The organism is Kribbella aluminosa (assembly GCF_017876295.1).
Taxonomy (GTDB): Bacteria; Actinomycetota; Actinomycetes; order Propionibacteriales; family Kribbellaceae; genus Kribbella; species Kribbella aluminosa.
In genome coordinates, this window is record NZ_JAGINT010000002.1 from 2,101,923 (window position 1) to 2,122,499 (window position 20,577).

At 70.1% G+C, this 20,577-nt stretch carries 20 protein-coding genes; 12 read left to right on the forward strand and 8 right to left on the reverse strand.

What is annotated here, in order from left to right:
• Positions 1-125 precede the first annotated feature (125 nt).
• The 3 genes from JOF29_RS31330 to JOF29_RS31340 all read left to right on the forward strand — a co-directional run bounded on the left by JOF29_RS31330 (position 126) and on the right by JOF29_RS31340 (position 3,102).
• Complete coding sequence (locus JOF29_RS31330) at positions 126-1,298, forward strand: 5-(carboxyamino)imidazole ribonucleotide synthase (RefSeq protein ID WP_307863783.1); 1,173 nt, start codon at positions 126-128, stop codon at positions 1,296-1,298.
• 7 nt (positions 1,299-1,305) lie between these two features.
• On the forward strand, positions 1,306-1,806 hold the full coding sequence (gene purE / locus JOF29_RS31335) for a 5-(carboxyamino)imidazole ribonucleotide mutase (RefSeq protein WP_209697999.1): 501 nt from the start codon (positions 1,306-1,308) through the stop codon (positions 1,804-1,806).
• 75 nt (positions 1,807-1,881) lie between these two features.
• Complete coding sequence (locus JOF29_RS31340) at positions 1,882-3,102, forward strand: MFS transporter (RefSeq protein WP_209698000.1); 1,221 nt, start codon at positions 1,882-1,884, stop codon at positions 3,100-3,102.
• Here JOF29_RS31340 and JOF29_RS31345 read toward each other — a convergent pair.
• Entirely contained in the window at positions 3,099-4,436 is a 1,338-nt protein-coding gene (locus JOF29_RS31345; protein WP_209698001.1) for a UDP-glucose dehydrogenase family protein, read from the reverse strand. The genes JOF29_RS31340 and JOF29_RS31345 overlap by 4 nt on opposite strands.
• A gap of 124 nt (positions 4,437-4,560) precedes the next feature.
• Here JOF29_RS31345 and JOF29_RS31350 point away from each other — a divergent pair, with 124 nt between their 5' ends.
• The 3 genes from JOF29_RS31350 to JOF29_RS45635 all read left to right on the forward strand — a co-directional run bounded on the left by JOF29_RS31350 (position 4,561) and on the right by JOF29_RS45635 (position 7,773).
• Positions 4,561-5,724: an acyl-CoA dehydrogenase family protein gene (locus JOF29_RS31350; protein WP_307863784.1), complete on the forward strand. Its 1,164-nt coding sequence runs from the start codon at positions 4,561-4,563 to the stop codon at positions 5,722-5,724.
• A 5-nt stretch (positions 5,725-5,729) separates the two neighbouring features.
• Positions 5,730-6,038 carry a chorismate mutase gene (locus tag JOF29_RS31355; protein ID WP_209698003.1) on the forward strand — a complete coding sequence of 103 codons (309 nt, stop codon included), beginning with the start codon at positions 5,730-5,732 and terminating at the stop codon, positions 6,036-6,038.
• Between the two features lie 124 nt (positions 6,039-6,162).
• Positions 6,163-7,773 (forward strand): helix-turn-helix transcriptional regulator, encoded by a 1,611-nt coding sequence (locus tag JOF29_RS45635; RefSeq protein WP_209698004.1) that lies wholly within the window; start codon positions 6,163-6,165, stop codon positions 7,771-7,773.
• On the opposite strand, the gene JOF29_RS31365 is transcribed toward JOF29_RS45635, so the two are convergent.
• Entirely contained in the window at positions 7,770-8,996 is a 1,227-nt protein-coding gene (locus tag JOF29_RS31365; RefSeq protein ID WP_209698005.1) for a Dyp-type peroxidase, read from the reverse strand. The two genes, JOF29_RS45635 and JOF29_RS31365, sit on opposite strands and share 4 nt — an antisense overlap.
• 99 nt (positions 8,997-9,095) lie before the next feature.
• Here JOF29_RS31365 and JOF29_RS31370 point away from each other — a divergent pair, with 99 nt between their 5' ends.
• Complete coding sequence (locus tag JOF29_RS31370) at positions 9,096-10,436, forward strand: right-handed parallel beta-helix repeat-containing protein (protein WP_209698006.1); 1,341 nt, start codon at positions 9,096-9,098, stop codon at positions 10,434-10,436.
• Between the two features lie 62 nt (positions 10,437-10,498).
• On the opposite strand, the gene JOF29_RS31375 is transcribed toward JOF29_RS31370, so the two are convergent.
• Complete coding sequence (locus JOF29_RS31375; RefSeq protein WP_209698007.1) at positions 10,499-11,191, reverse strand: hypothetical protein; 693 nt, start codon at positions 11,189-11,191, stop codon at positions 10,499-10,501.
• Between the two features lie 153 nt (positions 11,192-11,344).
• Between JOF29_RS31375 and JOF29_RS31380 the strand changes: the two genes are divergently transcribed.
• A complete protein-coding gene (locus JOF29_RS31380) occupies positions 11,345-13,867 on the forward strand; it encodes an SdrD B-like domain-containing protein (protein WP_209698008.1) in 2,523 nt (840 codons plus the stop codon).
• Positions 13,868-13,914: 47 nt separating this feature from the next.
• On the opposite strand, the gene JOF29_RS31385 is transcribed toward JOF29_RS31380, so the two are convergent.
• The 3 genes from JOF29_RS31385 to JOF29_RS31395 form a co-directional block, all read right to left on the reverse strand.
• Entirely contained in the window at positions 13,915-14,118 is a 204-nt protein-coding gene (locus tag JOF29_RS31385; protein ID WP_209698009.1) for a DUF7489 domain-containing protein, read from the reverse strand.
• Positions 14,119-14,167: 49 nt separating this feature from the next.
• Positions 14,168-14,938, reverse strand: coding sequence for a hypothetical protein (locus JOF29_RS31390; RefSeq protein ID WP_209698010.1), 771 nt, complete (start codon positions 14,936-14,938; stop codon positions 14,168-14,170).
• Between the two features lie 187 nt (positions 14,939-15,125).
• A complete protein-coding gene (locus tag JOF29_RS31395; RefSeq protein ID WP_209698011.1) occupies positions 15,126-15,926 on the reverse strand; it encodes a phytanoyl-CoA dioxygenase family protein in 801 nt (266 codons plus the stop codon).
• A 70-nt stretch (positions 15,927-15,996) separates the two neighbouring features.
• On the opposite strand from JOF29_RS31395, the gene JOF29_RS31400 reads away from it, so the two are divergent.
• Both JOF29_RS31400 and JOF29_RS31405 read left to right on the forward strand, forming a co-directional pair.
• Positions 15,997-16,827, forward strand: a complete 831-nt coding sequence (locus JOF29_RS31400; RefSeq protein ID WP_209698012.1) for a helix-turn-helix transcriptional regulator — start codon at positions 15,997-15,999, stop codon at positions 16,825-16,827.
• A 32-nt stretch (positions 16,828-16,859) separates the two neighbouring features.
• A complete protein-coding gene (locus JOF29_RS31405; protein WP_209698013.1) occupies positions 16,860-17,015 on the forward strand; it encodes a hypothetical protein in 156 nt (51 codons plus the stop codon).
• Here JOF29_RS31405 and JOF29_RS31410 read toward each other — a convergent pair.
• Positions 16,979-17,566, reverse strand: a complete 588-nt coding sequence (locus JOF29_RS31410; protein WP_209698014.1) for an ArsR/SmtB family transcription factor — start codon at positions 17,564-17,566, stop codon at positions 16,979-16,981. The two genes, JOF29_RS31405 and JOF29_RS31410, sit on opposite strands and share 37 nt — an antisense overlap.
• Before the next feature lie 58 nt (positions 17,567-17,624).
• Between JOF29_RS31410 and JOF29_RS31415 the strand changes: the two genes are divergently transcribed.
• Both JOF29_RS31415 and JOF29_RS31420 read left to right on the forward strand, forming a co-directional pair.
• Entirely contained in the window at positions 17,625-18,203 is a 579-nt protein-coding gene (locus JOF29_RS31415; RefSeq protein ID WP_209698015.1) for a dienelactone hydrolase family protein, read from the forward strand.
• 32 nt (positions 18,204-18,235) lie between these two features.
• On the forward strand, positions 18,236-19,033 hold the full coding sequence (locus tag JOF29_RS31420; RefSeq protein WP_209698016.1) for a COG4705 family protein: 798 nt from the start codon (positions 18,236-18,238) through the stop codon (positions 19,031-19,033).
• Here JOF29_RS31420 and JOF29_RS31425 read toward each other — a convergent pair.
• Positions 18,998-20,455, reverse strand: a complete 1,458-nt coding sequence (locus tag JOF29_RS31425) for an MFS transporter (RefSeq protein WP_209698017.1) — start codon at positions 20,453-20,455, stop codon at positions 18,998-19,000. The genes JOF29_RS31420 and JOF29_RS31425 overlap by 36 nt on opposite strands.
• Positions 20,456-20,577 lie beyond the last annotated feature (122 nt).

Consider the following 20,577-nt stretch of genomic DNA (forward strand, 5'->3'; position numbering starts at 1 on the left):
TGTGATCACACCGCGACGGCAGGGCAGCTTCCCACGGTACCCGGCTTGGGGGCGAGCCCGAAATCGCCAGCGCGCCGCGGCAGCCGCCGTACGACCGATGATGTATGGACATTAGGCTCACGGTTGTGAAGTTCGATCGCAAGGACCTTCCCGTCGGTACGCCGGTGGTCGGCATGGTCGGTGGCGGCCAGTTGGCCCGGATGACCCAGGAAACAGCCGTCGCACTAGGCATCCAGCTCCGCGTGCTCGCCGAAGGCCCGGCGGTCTCGGCGGCCCAGGCGGTCGCGGACGCCCCGGTCGGCGACTACAAGGACCCCGAGACGGTACGGCGGTTCGCCGCGGAGTGCGACGTGGTGACGTTCGACCACGAGCACGTGCCGACCGAGCTGCTGCACGCGCTCGAGGCGGACGGCGTCAAGGTGCACCCCGGTCCGGACGCGCTTGTGCACGCCCAGGACAAGGCCGTGATGCGCGCCCGGCTGGACACCTTCGCCGCGCCCGCGCCCGCGCACCAGGTGGTCGGTACGGCGGCCGACGTCGCGGACTTCGCCAAGCGGGTCGGCGGCTTCCCGATCATCCTCAAGACCACCCGCGGCGGGTACGACGGCAAGGGCGTCTGGTTCGTCGACGGGCCGGACGACCCGCAGGTCGCGACCGCGTTCGGCAGCGGCGTACCGATCCTGGCGGAGGAGAAGGTGGACTTCGTCCGCGAGCTGTCCGCGATCGTGGCGCGGTCGCCGCACGGCCAGGCGGTCGCGTACCCGATCGTCGAGTCCGTGCAGCGCGACGGCATCTGCGTCGAGGTCACCGCGCCGGCGCCCGGGCTCGACCCGGCGAAGGCTGCCCAGGCGCAGCAGACCGCGCTCCGGATTGCCGGCGAGCTCGGCGTGGTCGGCGTCCTCGCGGTCGAGATGTTCGAGGCCCGCGACGGCCGGCTGCTGGTCAACGAGCTCGCGATGCGCCCGCACAACACCGGGCACTGGTCGATCGACGGCGCGGTCACCTCCCAGTTCGAAAACCACCTGCGGGCGGTGCTCGACCTGCCGCTCGGCTCGCCGGCCGCGCGGGCGCCGTACACCGTGATGGTCAACGTGCTCGGCGGCGACGTCGAGGACATGCACCGCGGGCTGCTGCACTGCCTGGCCCGCGACCCGGGTCTGAAGGTGCACTTCTACGGGAAGTCGGTGCAGCCGGGCCGCAAGGTCGGCCACGTCACGGCGTACGGCGACGACCTGGAGGAGACGCGCTCCCGCGCGCGGCACGCGGCCGCCTATCTGACCGGCACCATCGACGAATAGGAAGACCATGATCGGGATCGTGATGGGGTCGGACAGCGACTGGCCGACGATGAAGGCGGCCGCCGAGGTGTGTACGGAGTTCGGCGTGCCCTTTGAGGCAGACGTGATCTCGGCGCATCGGATGCCGGCCGAGATGCTCGACTACGGAAAGTCAGCCCACGAACGCGGCCTCAAGGTGCTGATCGCGGGCGCCGGCGGCGCCGCGCACCTGCCCGGGATGCTCGCCGCGGTGACCCCGCTGCCGGTGATCGGCGTACCGGTGCCGCTCAAGTACCTGGACGGGATGGACTCGCTGCTGTCGATCGTGCAGATGCCGGCCGGAGTTCCGGTTGCGACCGTCTCGATCGGGAACGCTCGCAATGCGGGGCTGCTCGCGGTCCGGATCCTGGCCGCCGCCGACGAGAAGTTGCTGGACCGGATGATCGCGTTCCAGGAATCCCTCGCCGAGGTGGCGCGGGCCAAGGGGGCTACGGTGCGTGACGGGGCGGCAGAGCTGCGTAAAGGCTGAGGCAGTCACTGGTTTTCCACAGGAGGGGGCGGGTAGTCATGAGTTCCCATTGGTTGTCGTCTAAGGTCGTCGATCGTGACTCCGCCCACTGAATCGGACACGCAGCGCATTCCGGTCCGCTACTGGATCTGGTTGTTCGGCGCCGCCGTGTCCCTCCTCGGCGACCTGACGATGAGCTTCGGCATCGGCTGGTCCGCCACCCGGCACGGCGGCAGCGTCGCCGGCCTCATCCTGCTCCTCGCCGCCGCCCCCCGCGCCGCCCTCCTCCTGGTCGGCGGAGCAGTAGGCGACCGCTACGGCGCCCCCCGAGTCCTCCTGGCCAGCTGCACAGCGATGTTCGTGGTGACGGCCGCTCTGGTTCCGGCGTCGGCGGCCGTGGGCGAACCGGTCTGGCTGCTGGTGATCCTGGCGCTGGTGGTCGGATCGATCGACGCGTTCTTCCTGCCGTCCTCACGGGCGATGCCCCGCTTGCTCGTTCCGCCGCAGCAGGTGCCGCGGGCGCTCGCGAGCTTCCAGGTGACGGGTGTGGTGTTCGCGGTCACGGGTACGGCGGTCGGCGGAGTCCTGGTCAGCTGGTCAGGGCTGAAGGCCGCCGGTGGGTTCGACGCGCTGACGTTCGGCGTGATGATCGTCGTACTGCTCGTCCTGCGGAAGACGATGGCGCCGGCGGGCCGGATGCCGAGCGGGATGCTGCGGTCGATCGGCGCCGGGATCCGGGTGGCCTTCGGCCGTCCGCTGACCCGGGCGCTGCTGATCACGATGTTCGTCGCGGCCGGCCTGCTGATGCCGCTCGACGCACTGCTGTTTCCGCTGCTGGCGCGGGACCACGGCTGGAACGCCGCGACCGCCGGACTGCTGATCGCCAGCCGCAGCCTCGGCGTCGGGGTGATCGCGCTGCGGATCCTGATGCGGGGCGCGTTCCCGCGGCCGGGCATCGTCGCGGCGCTCGGCCTGCTGCTCGCAGCGGTCGGCTTGCTCGGCCTGGCGTTGCTGGACCCGTTGCCGCTGACGTTCGCGGCGGGTGTGGTGAGCGGCGTCGGAGTCGGCACGTTCACCGGTCACGTCCTGCCGTTGCTGATGAACTCGGTGGAGCGAGAGTTCCAGTCCCGCCTGCAGTCCATCGTCGTACTCAGCCAGAACATCGCGCTGATGGTGATGAACCCGCTACTGGGCGGCCTGGCCGACGTACGCAGCCTGGGCATCACCGGTGTCTGCCTGGGGATCTCGGTGCTGGCAGCCATCACCGGTGGCGTCGTACTGACCCGCCCCGTCGTTCGTGCGGCGACTGTCGCCTAGGGCTTTCCGGGTGCGCGGTAGGTCCAGCCGGCTGCGCGCCAGGCTTCGGCGTTCAGGTTGAGGCGGGCGTCCACGACGACCGGGGTGCTGACGACGTTCTTCAGGGTGGCCGGGTCGAGTTGGCGGAACTCGGGCCACTCGGTGAGGTGCAGTACGGCGTGGGCGTCGCGGCAGGCGTCGACGGCGGACTGGGCGTAGCGCAGGGTCGGGCGGACGCGGCGGGCGTTCTCCATCGCCTCCGGGTCGTAGACCGTGACGTTCGCGCCGTGCAGCTGGATCCGGCCGGCCACGTCGAGCGCGGGCGAGTCGCGGACGTCGTCGGTACCGGCCTTGAACGCGGCGCCGAGCACCGTGACGTTCTTGCCGGCCCACTCGCCGCCGAGCATTTTGTGGGTGATGTCAACGATCCCGGCGCGCCGGTGGTGGTTGATGTCGTCGACCTCGCGGAGCAGCGTGATGACCTCTTCGACGCCGAGCTCGCCGGCCCGGTGCATGAACGAGCGCAGGTCCTTCGGCAGGCAGCCGCCGCCGTACCCGGGGCCGGCGTTCAGCATCCCGCGGCCGATCCGCTTGTCGTACCCGAGCGCGTCGGCCAGCTGGGTGACGTCCGCCCCGGTTGCGTCGGCCAGCTCGGCGAGCGCGTTGATGAACGAGATCTTCGTGGCCAGGAAGGCGTTCGCGCCGCCCTTCACCAGCTCGGCGGTCGGCAGGTTGCAGACCACCACCGGCGAGCCTTCGGCGATCGGGGTCGCGAAAACCTCCCGCAGCCGGGTCTCCGCGGCCTCGGACTGGACGCCGAACACCAGCCGGTCCGGGTGCAGCGTGTCGTCCACGCCGTGCGCCTCGCGGAGGAACTCGGGCTGCCAGGCGACCTCGACCGTCGTACCGGCCGGGGCCTCGGCGTGGAAGCGCTTCTCGACGAGTTTCGACGTACCGACGGGGACCGTGGACCGGCCGACGACCAGGGTCGGCTTGGTGAGCAGCGGCGCGAGCATGTCGACGACCGAGTTGACCTGGCTCAGGTCGGCGGCCTCGCTGCCCTCGAGCTGCGGCGTGCCGACGCAGACGAAGTGCACGTCGGCCCAGTCCGCGATCTCGCGGTAGTCCTTGGTGAACCGCAGCCGGCCGGAATCCACGTGCTTCTTCAGCAGCGGGTCCAGCCCGGGCTCGTACAGCGGGGCCTTGCCGTCGTTGAGCAGCTTCAACCGGTGCTCGTCGATCTCGACCCCGATCACGTCGAAACCGAACTCGGCCATCCCGGCGGCAGTGTTCGCCCCGAGGTAGTTGGTACCGATCACGGCGATCCGCAGGGGGCGGGAGGTCGCTTCACTCATGTCCGGGACTCTACCCATCGTGGTTAGCAGCCGGTGACCGGCTCATGTCTGGAGAGTGCGTACTTGCTCACTTTCGGCGTACGACGCACCCCACGCGCAGGTTGTTCGTCGTACAGTGCAACTCGTGAGTAACCCATTCGAGCTGTACGCGCTGCCCGAGGAGTACCAGGCGATCCGCGAGGCCGTTCGCGACGTCTGCGACGCCAAGGTCGCCCCGCACGCCGGGGACGTGGACGAGCTGGCCGAGTTCCCGAAGGCGTCGTACGACGCGCTGAAGGCGTCGGACTTCCACGCGCCGCACATCCCGGAGCAGTACGGCGGTGCCGGCGCGGACGCGCTCGCCACCGTGATCGTGATCGAGGAGGTCGCCCGCGCGTGCGCGTCGACGTCGCTGATCCCGGCCGTGAACAAGCTCGGCTCGCTGCCGCTGCTGCTGGCCGCGTCCGACGAGGTGAAGCAACGCTACCTGCCGCCGGTGGCCGCAGGTGACTCGATGTTCTCGTACTGCCTGTCGGAGCCGGAGGCCGGTTCGGACGCCGCCTCGATGAAGACCCGCGCGGTCCGCGACGGCGACGGCTACCTGCTGAACGGCGTGAAGCGCTGGATCACCAACGCCGGCGTCAGCGACTTCTACACGGTGTTCGCGGTCACCGACCCGGACGCGCGCTCGAAGGGCATCAGCGCGTTCGTGGTCGAGAAGTCCGACGAGGGCGTGTCGTTCGGCGCTCCGGAGAAGAAGCTCGGGATCAAGGGCTCGCCGACCCGCGAGGTGTACTTCGACAACGTCCGGATCCCCGCGTCCCGACTGATCGGCGCGGAGGGCACCGGGTTCGCGACCGCGATGCAGACCCTCGACCACACCCGGGTGACGATCGCCGCGCAGGCGCTCGGCATCGCGCAGGGCGCGCTCGACTACGCGCTCGGCTACGTCCAGGAACGCAAGCAGTTCGGCAAGGCGATCGCCGAGTTCCAGGGCCTGCAGTTCATGCTCGCCGACATGGGCATGAAGATCGAGGCGGCCCGCCAGCTCACCTATGCGGCCGCGGCCAAGTCCGAACGCGGCGACGAGGACCTCACCTACTTCGGCGCCGCCGCCAAGTGCTTCGCCTCCGACACCGCGATGGCCGTCACCACCGACGCCGTCCAACTCCTCGGCGGCTACGGCTACACCCACGACTACCCGGTCGAACGCATGATGCGCGACGCCAAGATCACCCAGATCTACGAAGGCACCAACCAGGTCCAGCGCATCGTGATGGCCCGCCAACTCCTGAAGGGCATCGGCTGACCGTCATGACCACGATCGACCCGGCGGTCCGCGCCGAGCTGGACAGTCTCCGCGACAGTATCGACAACCTCGACGCGGCTCTGGTTCACATCCTCGCCGAACGCTTCAAGTACACGCAGCAGGTCGGGCGGCTGAAGGCCGAGCACGCGCTGCCGCCCGGTGACCCGGCCCGCGAGGCCAACCAGATCGCCCGGCTGCGCGGCCTCGCCGAGACCGCGAAGCTCGACCCGGCCTTCGCCGAGAAGCTCCTCGGCTTCATCATCAGCGAGGTCATCCGGCACCACGAGCAGATCGCCGAGAGCACCAGGAGCTAGGTCCTGTCTGGTAATCCAGCGATCCGCCCCGCGGCGACACGCTGGGTGATTGCGTAAGAACTCTCCGGATGCGGCATGATTTGCGCGTTGCAGTCTGTGACTGCCGGGGTGGAAGGACCAGAAGGTGGCGCCAGGTGGTGCCCAGGTCGCTCGTGGTGCGTTGGCCGGGCTGCCTGAGGCGTTGGGGAGGATCGCGGCGGAGGGGGACTGGGACGCGCTGCAGCGTGTCTGTGACGAGCATCTACTGTCGGTGGAGGGGGAGCTGGCGACACGGTTGCTGGACGCGCTGACGCTGGTGCCGGACGACGAGTTGCGGGCCCGCCCGCGGTTGATGCTGTCGTGGCTGAGCGTGTACTACGCGGCGACGCAGCCGGACGCCGTCGAGCTTCGGCCGTTTCTGCGGCACTACACCGAGCTCGGGACCCGGCTCGCGGCGTCGATGGACATCGACAGTGAGACGTCGGTGGCGACACTGACGACGGTCGGGGTCGCGGCGATGATCGCGCTGCGGGAGCAGGGGCGATGTGTCGAGGCGGAGGAGCTGGGGCAGCGGCTCAGTGCGCGGGCCGCGCAGCTCAGCCCGCTGCCTGGGGTCGACGGTGCCTGGCGGCCGGGGTGGCTGCCGTTGCAGCGCGGCCTCACCCGGACGTTGATGGACGACCGGCCGGCCGCGGTCGAGCTGTTCCGGCACGCGTTCGAGCTCGCGACCCTCGAGCCGGCCACCGCCGCCACCGCGCTGAACGCCGCCGCGAACCTCGCGATGATCTTCGCGAATCTCGGCCATACCGGGTCCGCGCAGCAGTGGCTGCAGCGGATGCAGGAGTTCGAGGTGCCGTCCCAGCGGGTCCGGTACCTGCTCACCGCCGGCGGATCGATCGCCGAGGGCTGGGACGCCCTGGACCGGTACGACGACACCGAACTGGCGAGCCTGCTGGAGATCGTCGGCGACGGCACCCGGCGGATCGAGGTCTGGCCGTTCGCGGCGGCGCTGGTGTTCGCCCACGGGCTGTACCGCGGCGACCAGGCGTCGGCGCTCGCGCATCTCGGCACCCTCCGCCTCAGCCACGCGCCCGAGCTCACCGAACTCACCGCGGCGTCGCAGGTACTGCGGCGTGCGTGGATCGACCTGCTGATCGCCACCGGCCAGGGAACGCGCGCGTTGCGGCTGATCAAGGAAACGGGCGCGCACGAACCGTGGCTCACGCTTTCGACCGCACGGATCCGGTTCCTCAACGGCGAGTACGCCGCGGTCCGTGCGCTGGCGTCCCGGCTGCCGTGGGACACGGTCACGTCGTACCGGGATCTGCGGCAACTCCTGCTGCTCAAGGCGATTGCGGCATCGCGGATGGGCGACGTACCGGAAGCGCGGGCGGCCGCGGACCTGGCTGATCGGCTCCGGACGCCGGACGAGGTGCTCTCGCTGGCGTCGCTGTCTCCGGCCGAGCGCGCGGAAATCCAGGAAATCAAGGAATTTCCGTTGACCGACGAGGCCCGCGAACGGCTCGCCCGGGCGCGGGGAGTGTTTCCGGATCGCCTGGATCTGGTGGAGCTGACCAGCCGGGAACACGCCGTACTGACCGAACTGGACGCCGGCGGGAGTACGCCGGAAATCGCCGGAAAACTGGTGGTTTCGGTGAACACCGTGCGCACCCAGGTGAAAAGCGTCTACCGCAAACTCGGCGCCTCGACCCGCGAGGACGCGGTACTGCGTGCATACGAGCTCGGCCTGCTCTAGAACAACGTGCTGCCCAACGGGCGCCGTGGATCGAACCCGGGGAGGATCAGGAACGTCGCGCTGGCTGTCGTCTTCGTGAACGGCAGCAACGCGTCCCCGTTCTCCATGTGGGTAAGGGTTGCGGTGAACGTCCGCAGGTCGTTCTGGAAGCTGACGAAGAGCAGACCCGGTGCCGGTTCGTCGATGCTGTACGAACGACGGAGCATCAGCCGGACGCCGACCACGGCCGCGTGCGCACGACGGGCGTGGGCGTCGGCCGGCACGAGGTACCGACCGTCGGGCGTCTTCGCACCAAGATCGGGGCCGTCGGCAACAACTCCGCCGGACAACGGGATCCCGGTGTCCCGGTGCCGGCCGATCACAGCCTCCTGGTGCGCGGCGGACAGCCCGGCGAAGCGGCGCAGGTCCAGCTCCATCCGGCGCAGTACGGCGATCGTGCCGCCGGCCACCGGCGCGGGTTCGTCGAGCCAGAGGTTCAGGCTCTGCTCCGCCTCGGTGTGCGGACCGACGATGCCGTCGACGAATCCCAGTTGGTTGCGTGGCGCGGTGAGGCCTTCGGCCACCTGTACGGCCGGCCCTCGTCGTGCTGACTGGCGCCAGCGTTCCCGCAGCCGATCGCCGGCCCGGTCCAGCAGGGCGGCGGCCGCGACCGAGAGGACCAGCGGGTCGCTCGCACAGATCTGCAGCAGTACGTCGCCGCCGCGCGCCGCGGGGGCGATCTGTTCGTGCGCGAAGGCCGGCAGGTCGGTCGCGCCGGGCAGGGTACGTCCGGCCATCCGCACCAGCCGCGGGCCGACGCCGACCGTCACGGTGAGATCGCCCGGCACAAGCCCGACCAGCCGCGGCTCCGTCCCCGCCGACAGCGCAACGATCGTCTCCCCAAGCTCAGCAAGCAGCCGCCCAACGGCGGACAGGGGCCCGGATGGGGCACCCGACGGCACGGCGGACGGGGCGGCGGAGGGGGCGGCCGACTGAACGGCGGATGGGGCGAGGGACGGGGTGATGTCGGCGATGATTGCCAGCAGGTTGGGTTGTGGGGTGTGGGGTGTTGCGATGCCTGCTTGGTGCGTGCCGGTCGGCGTGACCTGGCCGGGTGCCGAGGCAGTGGCTGCCGGTGCTGCGGGCTGCCCGTTGGAGTCAGCGGAACAGCCTGCCGTCAGGACGGCCGCGGAGGCGGCGCCGAGGAGTGTGCGGCGCGACGGGCGGTCGTCTGCTCGGATCACGGAGCGAGAGTGCCACATCACCCGCAGTACTCGCGAATCGGTCGTCCGTGCCACACTGCCGCCATGTCACGTGGAGGTTGCCGGGCCCAAGTTCTGACAATGGTCCTGGTCCTGGGGGTCCTGGCACTGGCGGGGTGCAGTGGAGCGGAAGCAGATCAGGTACGGCGGCCCGCGGGCGCGCACGTGACGATCCGGGTGCCCGCCGACGCCCCGACCATCTCGGCCGCGGTATCGGTCGCGCAGCAAGGGGATCTGGTCCTGGTCGCGCCGGGTACGTACCACGAGTCGGTGCGGATCACGACCGCGCACGTCACGCTCCGCGGGGAGTCCCGGGACAAGGTCGTCATCGACGGCGAACTGCGGCAGCCGAACGGCGTCGTGGTCACCGCACCGGGTGTCGCGGTCGAGAACCTGACCGTCCGGGGCAACACACAGAACGGCGTCCTCGTCACCGGCTCGGTGAAGGCCGCCGACACGCAGCCCGGGCAGGGCGGATACGACACCGGTGACGAGCCGGTACGGTTCCTCGACTCGTTCCTGGTGTCACACGTGACGTCGACCCGCAACGGCCTGTACGGCATCTACGCGTTCTCCGCGCGGAACGGCGTGATCACCGATTCGTACACGTCCGGCGGTGCCGACTCGGGGATCTACGTCGGCCAGTGCAAGCCGTGCCACGTCGTGGTGCAGGACAACGTCGCGGAGTACAACGCGGTCGGCGTCGAAGGCACCAACGCGAGCGGCGAGATGTACTTCGTCCGCAATCGCATCACCGGCAACCGGGTCGGGCTCACCACGGGCTCCGACCACCAGGAGAAACTGCTGCCGCAGCAGGGCGCCGTTGTCGCGGGCAACCTGATCGCGGGCAACCAGCAGGCCGCCACGCCCGAGCAGGCGGACGGCGGCTGGGGCATCGGCGTCGGGGTCGACGGCGGCAGCGGCAACCAGATCGTGCGCAACCGGATCACCGGCAACGTGAACGCCGGCGTGGTGCTCACCGCGACCCAGGACATCGCGCCGGACGGCAACACGATCGCCGGCAACACGTTCGCGGGTAACGCCGTCGACGTCGGCTGGACGTTCCCGACCCCGACGAAGGGCCACGGCAACTGCCTGACCGCCACGACGGCCCGAACAGTGCCGGCCGGGCTGGCGACCACCTCCCCATGTCCGCGGTCCGGCAGCCCGTCGGCTGTCGCCCCGCCCGGCCGCTCGTCCTCGTCGGCTGTGTCGCCGTCCGGCACGTGGACCGGCCCCACCCCGCCGCCCGGCATCCCGTTCAACGAGGTAGCGCCGCCACCGGCGCAGCCGCAGTTCCCGAACGCCACAACCACCGGCGCCACAACCGTCCCGGCCGTCCCCGCGCTGCCGAACCTCGCCCAGCTAACGCCTCCGGCGCCATCGTTACTAGCCGCCCAAGCCCTGGCCAACGCCAGCTGACCCCCCGCGCTGCCCCACGCCCTGCGCCGTGTCCTGCGCTGCGCCCTGCGCTGCTCGGAGGACTACTTCGGGGCGACGTACGGCTGGGTGTCGAAGTCGATGACGACCGGCTGCGGCTCCGAGGCGACCGCGACCTGCACGCGGTACATCGTGCCGTCGGCGCCGATCCAGTACCGCACGGTCCCTTCGGTGTCGGGGCGATCGCGCGCGCCCGGCCCGACCATCACGTCGGTCTGGTGCCCGTTCACCGTCTCCTGACCGATTCGGCTCGCGCCGTTCTGCGGCAGCAGCTGGGCGTTGTCCGGCCGGTCGGCCCCGAGCCCCAGCGCGATCCGCAACGCGGTGTCGAGCGCACTGCCGGCCGTCTGCAGCGGACGATTGGTCCACCCCACGGTCGCCGACGCGGCGGACAGCTCCGTCGACGTCCACCGGATCGGCCCGTCGCTCGAGGAGTTGCGCCCGTCGCCGCGCAGTACGCCGTACGCCCGCTTCGCCCGGAAGTCGACGGACGCGGTGACGGTCAGCCCGCCGGCGGTGTCCGGCACGGTGATCCGGACCGCGCGCCCGCCGGATGCGTAGTTGCGGAACCGGGTGATGGCCAGCCGGTTCGCCTCGTCCGCGGTGAGTGCCCGCGGCGCGGAGGCGTCGGAGTTCGAGCTGACGACGAGCAGCACGGTGGCCACCGCGGCGCAGGCCGTGACTCCGGCCGCGATCACCCATCGGGCGCGCCGGGTGAGACTTCGCAGGTTCCGCATGGCGCCGCACGCTAACAGGCCGGCAGATTCACCCAGTAATTCACCCGATACGGACGGTCACAGAGTGCGCCGTTCTGGTTGGCTGAGTCGATTTGAGTGCACCAACCAAAGGGGACAGCAACAACTATGAGAAGACGGCTGTTGCGTGCAGGCTTGTCGGCCCTCTTGTTGGCCGGCGGCGCTGCAGGCGCGATGGTTCCGGCGAGCGCCGCAGCCATCCAGGACCAGGACGGCACACTGACCGTCCAGGTGCTGCGCGATTTCTTCGGCACCGGCGTGATCAACGCCGCGATGGACACGCCGCAGCAGGGCATGGCCGTCGAGGTCACCGACACGGCGGGCCACCACGTCCGGGGTACGACGGACGCGACCGGCAAGGTCGTCGTACCGCCGTCGTCCACGCTGGCCGGCGGGCAGTACCGGGTGGACGTGTCGATCCCCGCGCCGTACGACGGGTACCTGCGCGCGGCGCCCGCGTCGACGAAGGACAACCACTTCGACAGCTTCACGTCGTTCGTGGACGTCCGGAACGGCAAGGCGGACTCGGTGATCACCGCAGTCTGGAACCCGGCGGACTACACGCTGCCGGACTCCAAGTACTACGTACCGGTGCAGAGCCCGGCCGTGAACGCCGACGGCAGTGCGCCGGACCCCAACGCCCGCGCGCTGGTGTCGTTCGGCCAGGACGCGCGCGGTACCTGCCCTGACCAGCTGGCCTGCCCGGCGGTGGTCAACACGCAGTCGCAGGTGGGGACCACGTGGGGCCTGGCCTACGACAAGTACCGCAAGCGGATCTTCCAGGCCGCGTTCGCGAAGCGCTTCACGGAGTACGGTCCGGAGGGCGGCGGCGCGATCTACACGACCCCGCTCGACGGTTCCGGTACGCCGACGCTGTTCGCGAAGGTGACCGGCGCGGCACTGACGCCGCACGGCCCGGGGGACATGCGCAAGGACCAGCTGTTCACGGACGCGCCGGGCAAGGAGAGCCTCGGCGGTCTCGCGCTCTCCGAGGACGGCACGACCCTGTACGCGGTGAACCTGCGGAGCCGGCGACTCCTGAGCTTCGACGCCACCGGCGCCAAGGCCGCGCTGCCGGCGAAGTCCGTACGGATCCCCGATCCGGGCTGCGCGTCCGCGAGTGACTGGCGGCCGTTCGCGCTGACCGCCCACGACGGCAAGCTGTACGTCGGTGGCGTGTGCTCCGCGGAGAGCACCCAGCAGCGCGCCGACCTGAAGGCTGTCGTCTACACCTACGACGGTACGACGTTCGCGCCCGTACTGACGCAGCCGCTGACCTTCACGCGCGGCCAGGTCCTGATGGGCATGACCCAGCCGACGGCCGATCACTGGAACCCCTGGGACACCCGGCTGTCGAACTGGGACAGCCGTGCGATCGGCGTGAACCTGTACGTCAACCCGCAGCCGGAGCTGGCCACGCTGGCCTTCACCCGGAACGGGTCGATGATCGTCGGCTTCCGCGACCGGTTCATGGATGTGATCGGCAACGGCATGGACCCGCGGCCGGGGAACGACACGATCCAGGCGGGCATGTCCGGCGGCGACATCAACATGGCCTGCGCCAAGCCGGGCGGTGGGTACGACTGGGAGGGTACGGGCGACTGCCCGAACCACGGCACGTTCGCGACGAACGGTCACGAGCCGGGCGACGTCAAGGAGTACTTCCACGGCGACTTCTTCGATCCGAACCGCTCCGGCAACGGGCTGCACCAGGAGACGTCGCAGGGTTCGGTGGCGTACATCCCGCAGCAGCAGTGGGTGGTCAGCACCGAACTGGACCCGGCGCGGGACGTCAGCTCGAACGGTGCCGGCTTCTACAACGTGGAGACCGGGGTCGGCCCCGGGCAGGACAACCCGGCGCACGGGTACCAGTTCGTGGGTGCGACCAACAGCTTCGGGAAGGCCGGCGGTCTCGGTGACGTCGCCTACGCCGCCGCGAACGCGCCGATCCAGATCGGCAACATCGTCTGGTTCGACGGCGACCACAACGGCATCCAGGATCCGTACCACGAGGACGAGGTTCCGCTGGCGGGAGCGACCGTGAACCTGCTGGACGCGTCCGGGAAGCAGGTTGCCGGCACGAAGACCGACCCGGCGGGCGAGTACTACTTCGGCGGCGTCGGGGCGGAGTACGAGCTGACACCGGGAGCGAAGTACACCGTGGAGTTCAACGTGTGTACGGCGGACACCGGTAACGTGCCGCGGCAGCCGGCGGCCACGGAACTGCGGTTCACGCTCCCGGTCGCGGGCGCGGATCGTGCGCACGACTCGAACGTCACACCGCCGACGAGTGGGCAGCTCTGCAAGGGATCCACACAGGTGACCGCGCCGAGTACGCCGGGCGGGGTCGACCACACGATCGACGCGGGGGTCTACCTCCCGCCGCCGACCCCTCCGACGACGCCGACACCGACGCCGACTCCCACGCCGTCGCCGTCGCCCAGCCCGTCTGCGACGCCGAGCACGACGCCGAGTGCGACGCCCACCGTGGCGCCGTCCACGACGCCGCCGGCCAACCCGCCCAAGCCGGGCGGGCCGCTGGCGTCCACCGGTGCGGAGGTCTCACCGCTGGTGTTCATCCTGGCGGGGGTCCTGCTGGCCGCGGGTGGCGTGTTCCTGCTGATCAGCCGGAAGCGCCGGACGAGCCGGCAGCACTAAGACCGCTGAGCGTCCTGCCCGACCCGCTCTCGGGCAGGACGCGACGGTCAGCCGCGTTCGGGGTCGGCGCCGGCGGCCTTGGTGACGCGGTCGCCGACCTCGAGGGACTTCCACAGGTCGCGGTTCACCTTGACGTCGCGGACCTCTCCGCCGTCCAGCTCTACTTCGAGTTTGCGGTAGAGGTTCGCGCCGTCGTACATGGCTCGTGACTTCTTCACGACAACCCCGCTCCAGGCATCCCCGTCAGCCATTGGTAACTCCTTCGTCACGGTGAGTGGACTCCTGCAGGGTATCTCCGGCTCAGCCCATCGCGAGGTCGTTGACGAAGCTGTCGGACCAGTCGGACAGGGTGGGGAGCCGTTCGGACCAGACCTTGGTCCGGGGAGTGCCGGCGGTGCTGGGTTCGCCGTTCTCCGGCCAGTAGCCGATCATCGACCGCAGGGTGCCGAGGTGTTCGCCGAAGTGGTCGTCGCCGGGCACGATCGCGGCGACCCGGACGGCGCCCAGCCGGGCGACCACCTCGGGGTCGCGGAACGCGGTCCGGATCGCACCGCCGAGGTTCGCGAGCTGGGAGTCGCAGGGCTGCGCGGCCACCGGCTCGGCGATCACCAGGATGTGGGTGTCGGGGAGGTACCGGCCCTGGCGCTCGGCGATCCGGTACAGCTCGGTCAGCCGGGTCCGCAGGTGCGGCGTGGTGGCGAGCCCGGTGCCGTGGTCCTCGCAGGACGACGCGTGCAGGTAGGTCAGCGTGCACTCGGTCCAGCTCTGGCAGAGGATCCGGATCGCCTCGAACGCCGGGTCCTCGCCGACCGTCCGGTACGTCTTCCGCAGTTCGTCGAGCGCCACCGTCAGCGGGACCTCCCGCTCCGCGAGCCGCCGCCCCGCCGCGGCCGCGTGCGGAACCGGGTCCGACCCGGCCGCCAGCGACTGCAGCAACGGCCGGAAAACGGTGTCGTTGCTCGGCCCGTTCAACCGATGCCGCCCACGGCCCGGCGTCGGCTCCGAGATCTCCGGCTCCGGCTCCGGAGTAGTGGTGGTGGGCGGTTGTCTGCGCAGCTTGTCGATCAACATGGCGGATCCCCGTTTGACTACCGATCGTGGTCACCTACCTGGCCGGCAGGCAACTCGTACGCCCTGAGACGCTCGTCCTGGCGAAGCATGACGCGGGTCTGCCAGAAAATTCGGAAGGTACGCCGGGGACTCCGGGAAACTGTCGCCGGCGACAATCAGGTTGAGTGCTGCCGCCAAGAACAGCCAGTTACCAGAGTTGTGGCTGGATCGCCGGGTCGGTGTAGTCAGGGTCGGGGTTGCGCCGGACGAGGTCGTCGTTCGGATGGCCGGAGCCGGGGCGCCAGCGGTTGTCCGAAGGCTGCAGGTGGATGGCCAGCGACCGGCGCGGCGCCGTACTCAGGTTCGCCGAGCTGCCGTGCACTGTCCGGCAGTGGTGGAAGCTGACCTGCCCACGCTTCATCCGCGGTACGACGGGAGCCGGGTCGAAGCCCTGCGCGACGATCGACGCCTCGAGTCCGGCCGCGTCCTGCGAGAAGAAGTCCAGCCCGGTCACCGGCCAGCGGTGGCTGCCGGGCATGAACGCGACCGCCCCGTTCACCTCGTCGACGTCGTGGAACCCTACCCACGCGGTCAGCATGTTGTCCGACGTACACGACTGCCAGTACTGCCGATCCGTATGCCAACCGACCGTCGCCGCCGGCCCGCCCGGTGCCGATTCGCTGGGAGGCTTGTACAGCAGCTGGTCGTGCCACAGCCGGATCCCGTCCGCCCCGGACAGCGCCGCGGCCGTTTCCGCGATCGCCGGATGCCGGACCAGCGCCGCCAGCTCGTCGACGCGCAGCGACGAGTAGTCGTTCTTCCGCAGTACGTCGCCGTGCTCCGGCTGCCAGCCCCGCGTCGCCGGTACGTCGGGCAGCACGTGATCGTGGTCGTTCGCGTAGAACCGGTCCATCCCGCGCTCGGCCGCGTCGAGTACGTCGGGCGGCACGATCACCGGCGAGATCCAGTACCCGTGCTCCTGGTAGAAGGCAATGTCGTCAGCGTTCATGGGACCACGGTAGAAACCGGCGACCGCTTCGGGCGTTGCCGATGTTCAGCCGGATGGACACAATCTTCAGGTGTCCCTCTATCGCCCCGACGGGCTCCGCGCCGGCTTCCACGCCGAAGGGTTCGCGCCGGGCAGCGGCCTGTTGCACGCCGGCGAGCAGTGGGTGCCCGAGCAGTTCCTGATCGAGCCGCACGAGCATCCCGTCTGGGAGATCTACCTGCAGCAGCACGGCACCACGCACTGGGTCGCGGGCGGCGAGAGCTACGTGCTGCACCCGGGCCACGTGTTCGCCGTACCGCCCGGCGTCACCCACCACCTCGCGGGCCGGTCCGGCAACCACCACTTCTTCTTCGCCGCGATCGACCTCGACGCCGTCGGCCGGCGCCATCCTGGTCTGGCGATGCCGGCGGCCGTCGTCCATCGGGAGGCCGGGGAACTCGCGTACGCCTTCGCGCAGCTGGTCCGGGAGCTGACGACCCGCTACGAGTACGCCGACACCGGTCTGACGCTCGCCGTCGACCATCTGGTGCTCGCCTTCTCGCGGTCGATGGCGCCGACCGCCGTACCGCAGCTCGCTATGCATCCCGCCGTGCGGACGGTGAAACGCCTGCTGGACCAGGAGTTCCACGAACGCTGGACGTTGAAGGAGCTGGCGGACCGGGCCGGGCTCGCACCGGCGTACCTGGCCGAGCTGTTCGCCGCCGAGCTCGGCCAGCCGCCGCACCGCTACCTCAACGAACGCCGCATCGACCGCGCCCGCCAGTTGCTCGAGTCCAGCGACGTCACGATCACCGCCCTCGCGCTGAGCCTCGGCTTCAGCTCCAGCCAGCACTTCGCCCGGGTGTTCCGGCAGCTCACCGGCAGTACGCCGACCGCGGTCAGATCGTCACGAGCGCGGTGACGCCGAGCGCGATCCCGACCAGATAGGTGCCCATGGGCGCGGACCGCGATCAGCAATCGGTCGGCGGGGTCGGCGAGCACGAGTACGCCGTCGTCCGCGACGTCCTCGACCGGCTGGTCGGCGTCCTCGACCGGTTCGCGTCCGAAGCGGATCAGGCCTCGTCCGCGGCCGGCGGCAGCGTCGGGTAGTCGCCGATCGGGTAGAGGCCGACGGTGAAGCCGTACGTCGTACCACCCGCGCGGGGCAGCTGGTCGAAGGTGTGGATCAACGCGTCCACCTGCTGCCAGAACTCGGCGGCCCGCTCGTCGGGGATCCGGGCGTGCCGGATGAACGAGCGCAGCTCGCCCGCGTCGTACGCCGGCTTGGACTCCTGGGCCGCCACCTCGAAGTCGTTGAAGTCGTCCGGCAGTCGCCCTTCCGCGCCCTGCCGGCCCAGCCCGACGAAGAACATCCGCGCCGCGCGCCCGTAGAACCGCTCCTCGATCGCCCGCACCCGCCGGGTCCGCACCACCCGCAGGATGCCCGCGTCGGTCAGCACCTTCACGTGGTGCGCCACCGTGCTCTTCGGCCGGCCGACCGCGGTGGACAGCTCGGTCACGGTCGCCGCCCGCTCGTGCAGCAGCCCCAGGATCGTGGTCCGCAGCGGGTCGCTGATCGCCCGCACCTGCTCCGCGGTGGTCAGCTCGACGGTCTCCGCGAGCTCATAGTCCGGGATTCCCGAGAGCTTGTTGATCGACATGGTTCGAATAGACTAGCATCGCGGATTGTTCGAGATATTTGGATCATTGGAGCTGATGATGGCTGAGGTCGTGATGTACCACCACGCGCAGGGGCTGACCGACGGGGTGAAGGCGTTCGCCGACGAGCTCCGGCAGGCGGGGCACACCGTCCACACGCCGGACCTCTACGAGGGCAACACCTATGCCACCCTCGACGAGGGCATGGACTACGCCCGGGCGACGGGCTTCGGCGCGATCGCGGAGCGCGGTGTCGCGGCCGCGCAGAGCCTGCCGGAGAACGTCGTGTACGCCGGGTTCTCGCTCGGCGTGGTGCCCGCGCAGCAACTCACCCAGACCCGCGCGGGCGCGGCCGGCGGGTTGTTCTACTACTCGTGCCTGCCGGCCGAGGAGTTCGGCAGCTGGCCGGACGGCGTACCGGCGCAGGTGCACGCGATGGAGGAGGACCCGTTCTTCGCCGAGGAAGGCGGCGACATCGACGCGGCCCGCGCCCTGACCGCCGCGGCCGACACCGTCGAACTGTTCCTCTACCCCGGCAAGGAGCACCTGTTCGCGGACTCCTCGCTGCCGGGCTACGACGAGGGCGCCGCGAAGCTCCTGCTGCAGCGCACCCTCGACTTCCTCGCCGCGATCAGGTAGCTCTCAGCTAGTTCGGCCTAGCCTTCGGGGCCATGCGAACACGAGTTTTCCCGGCCCCGAAGGTCCCAGCGGTGTTCCTGATGTTCTGGGCGGTCAAGCTGCTGACCACCGGGATCGGCGAGACCGCGGCGGACTACCTCGGCACCGTCAGCATCCCGCTGGCTGCCGTTATCGGGCTCGGTAGCTTCAGCACCGCCATCTATCTGCAACTGAAGGCCGACACCTACCATCCGGTGCGCTACTGGGCCACCGTGCTCAGCGTCGCCCTCTTCGGCACGATGGTCGCCGACGGACCGCACATCGCGCTCGGTACGCCGTACTGGTTCGACTCGATCGTCTACCTCGGCCTGCTCTGCGGCCTGCTGACCTGGTGGCAGCGCAGCGAGGGCACCATCTCGGTGCACTCGATCACCACCGCCCGGCGCGAACGGTTCTACTGGGGCGTCGTGCTGCTCACGTTCGGCCTCGGTACCGCGGTCGGCGACGCCACCGCCATCGACTTCGGCCTCGGCTTCACCTGGTCGATCGTGCTCTTCGCCGTGCTGATCGTCGTACCGCTCGGCCTCTGGAAGCTCGGCCTGAACGCCACGATCGCCTTCTGGGCGTCGTACGTGCTGACCCGGCCGCTCGGCGCGTCGATCGCCGACTGGTTCGGCAAAGACATCCACAAGGGCGGCCTCGGCTGGGGCATCGGCCCGGTCACGCTGGTCGGGCTGCTGCTGTTCGCCGTGCTGGTCGCCTACCTGAGCCTGACGCACAGCGACGTCGACCACGCCGCCGACCACGCCCGCGAGTCAGCTGTCCGTGAGCCCGACCCGGTCCTCGAGTGACCGCTCCGCGAATCCTCCGGCCGGGACCGGCTCGGCGGCGCGGCGGGCGGGGATGAACGACGCGACGGCCAGTGCGGTGAGCGCGGCGCCGGCGCCGATCAGCAGGACGACCCGGAAGCCACTCTGCGATGGCAGGGTGTAGCCGCCCAGGCTGACCGTCAGGTTGGCCAGGATCACGCCGGCCACCGCGCTGGACACCGAGGTGCCGATCGACCGCATCAGCGTGTTGAAGCTGTTCGCGGCCGCGGTCTCCGAGACCGGTACGGCGGACATGATCAGCGCCGGCATCGCGCCGTACGCCAGGCCGATACCGGCACCGATCAGCAGCGACACCAGGACGAGCTCCCAGACCGAGCTCATCAGCACGCTGCCCACGCCGTACCCGGCGGCGACCACGAGCGCGCCGAGCATCAGCGTGACCTTCGGGCCGCGGGTGCTGGAGATCTTCGCCGAGAACGGCGCGGTGACCAGCATGACCAGACCGGACGGGCCCATCACCAGACCGGACGCGAGCATCGACTGGCCCAGTCCGAAACCGGTTGCCTTCGGCATCTGCAGCAGCTGCGGCAGCACCAGCGACATCGCGAACATCGCGAACCCGAACACCATCGACGCGAGGTTCGTCAGCAGTACCTGTGGGCGCGCCGTGATCCGCAAGTCGACGAGCGGTTCGCTGGTACGGCGTTCCCACCAGCCCCAGGTGAGCAGTGCGACGACCGCGAGCGCGAACAGGCCGACCGTCCGGCCGCCGGTCCAGCCCCAGCTCGCGCCCTGGGAGATTGCCAGCAGCAACGAAATCAGGCCGACCGACAGGCCGATCCCGCCGAGCAGGTCGAAGTGGCCGCCGGAGCGCACCGACGACTCCGGGACGAAGCGCAGTACCAGCCCGAAGACGATCACGCCGAGTGCGGCCGAGAGCCAGAACAGCGTGTGCCAGTCGAAGTTGTCGGCGAGCAGCGCGGCCGCGGGCAGGCCGAGCGCGCCGCCGACGCCGAGGGAGGCGCTCATCTGCGCGGTCGCGGTACCGAGCTTCTCGGGCGGCAGTTCGTCGCGCATGATGCTGATGCCGAGCGGGATCACGCCGGCGGCGAGGCCCTGGAGTGCGCGGCCGGCGATCATCGGCACGAGCGAGCTGCTCAGTGCGGCGACGACCGAGCCGGCGACCAGCATGCCGACACTGATCAGCAGCATCCGGCGCTTGCCGTACATGTCGCCGAGGCGGCCCATGATCGGGGTCGCGACCGCGGCCGCGAGCAGCGTGGCGGTGATCGCCCAGGCGGTCCCGGCGGCCGAGGCGTGCAGCAGCCGCGGCAGCGTGGGGACCAGCGGGATCACCAGGGTCTGCATCAGCGCGACCGTGATACCGGCCGAGGCGAGCACCGGCACGACGGTCCCGGCGCGCACGGATGGAGCAGCGGACATCAGCAGCCTCCTGGGCTGAGAACAGATAGTTGGTTTCTGCAACCAATAGCCTAAGTCAGGCAGTTGACTTAAACAAGCGAGCGAGGCAAGCTGGAGGAACAACCACACGGAGGTGATGGCCT

Coding starts and splice junctions, on each gene's coding strand:
- JOF29_RS31395 (WP_209698011.1), bottom strand. CDS start 15,926: ATGAACGCTGACGACATTGCCTTCTACCAGGAGCACGGGTACTGGATC.
- JOF29_RS31420 (WP_209698016.1), top strand. CDS start 18,236: ATGCGAACACGAGTTTTCCCGGCCCCGAAGGTCCCAGCGGTGTTCCTG.
- JOF29_RS31385 (WP_209698009.1), bottom strand. CDS start 14,118: ATGGCTGACGGGGATGCCTGGAGCGGGGTTGTCGTGAAGAAGTCACGA.
- JOF29_RS31345 (WP_209698001.1), bottom strand. CDS start 4,436: ATGAGTGAAGCGACCTCCCGCCCCCTGCGGATCGCCGTGATCGGTACC.
- purE (WP_209697999.1), top strand. CDS start 1,306: ATGATCGGGATCGTGATGGGGTCGGACAGCGACTGGCCGACGATGAAG.
- JOF29_RS31390 (WP_209698010.1), bottom strand. CDS start 14,938: ATGTTGATCGACAAGCTGCGCAGACAACCGCCCACCACCACTACTCCG.
- JOF29_RS31375 (WP_209698007.1), bottom strand. CDS start 11,191: ATGCGGAACCTGCGAAGTCTCACCCGGCGCGCCCGATGGGTGATCGCG.
- JOF29_RS31405 (WP_209698013.1), top strand. CDS start 16,860: ATGGGCGCGGACCGCGATCAGCAATCGGTCGGCGGGGTCGGCGAGCAC.
- JOF29_RS31425 (WP_209698017.1), bottom strand. CDS start 20,455: ATGTCCGCTGCTCCATCCGTGCGCGCCGGGACCGTCGTGCCGGTGCTC.
- JOF29_RS31370 (WP_209698006.1), top strand. CDS start 9,096: ATGGTCCTGGTCCTGGGGGTCCTGGCACTGGCGGGGTGCAGTGGAGCG.
- JOF29_RS31410 (WP_209698014.1), bottom strand. CDS start 17,566: ATGTCGATCAACAAGCTCTCGGGAATCCCGGACTATGAGCTCGCGGAG.
- JOF29_RS31355 (WP_209698003.1), top strand. CDS start 5,730: ATGACCACGATCGACCCGGCGGTCCGCGCCGAGCTGGACAGTCTCCGC.
- JOF29_RS31415 (WP_209698015.1), top strand. CDS start 17,625: ATGGCTGAGGTCGTGATGTACCACCACGCGCAGGGGCTGACCGACGGG.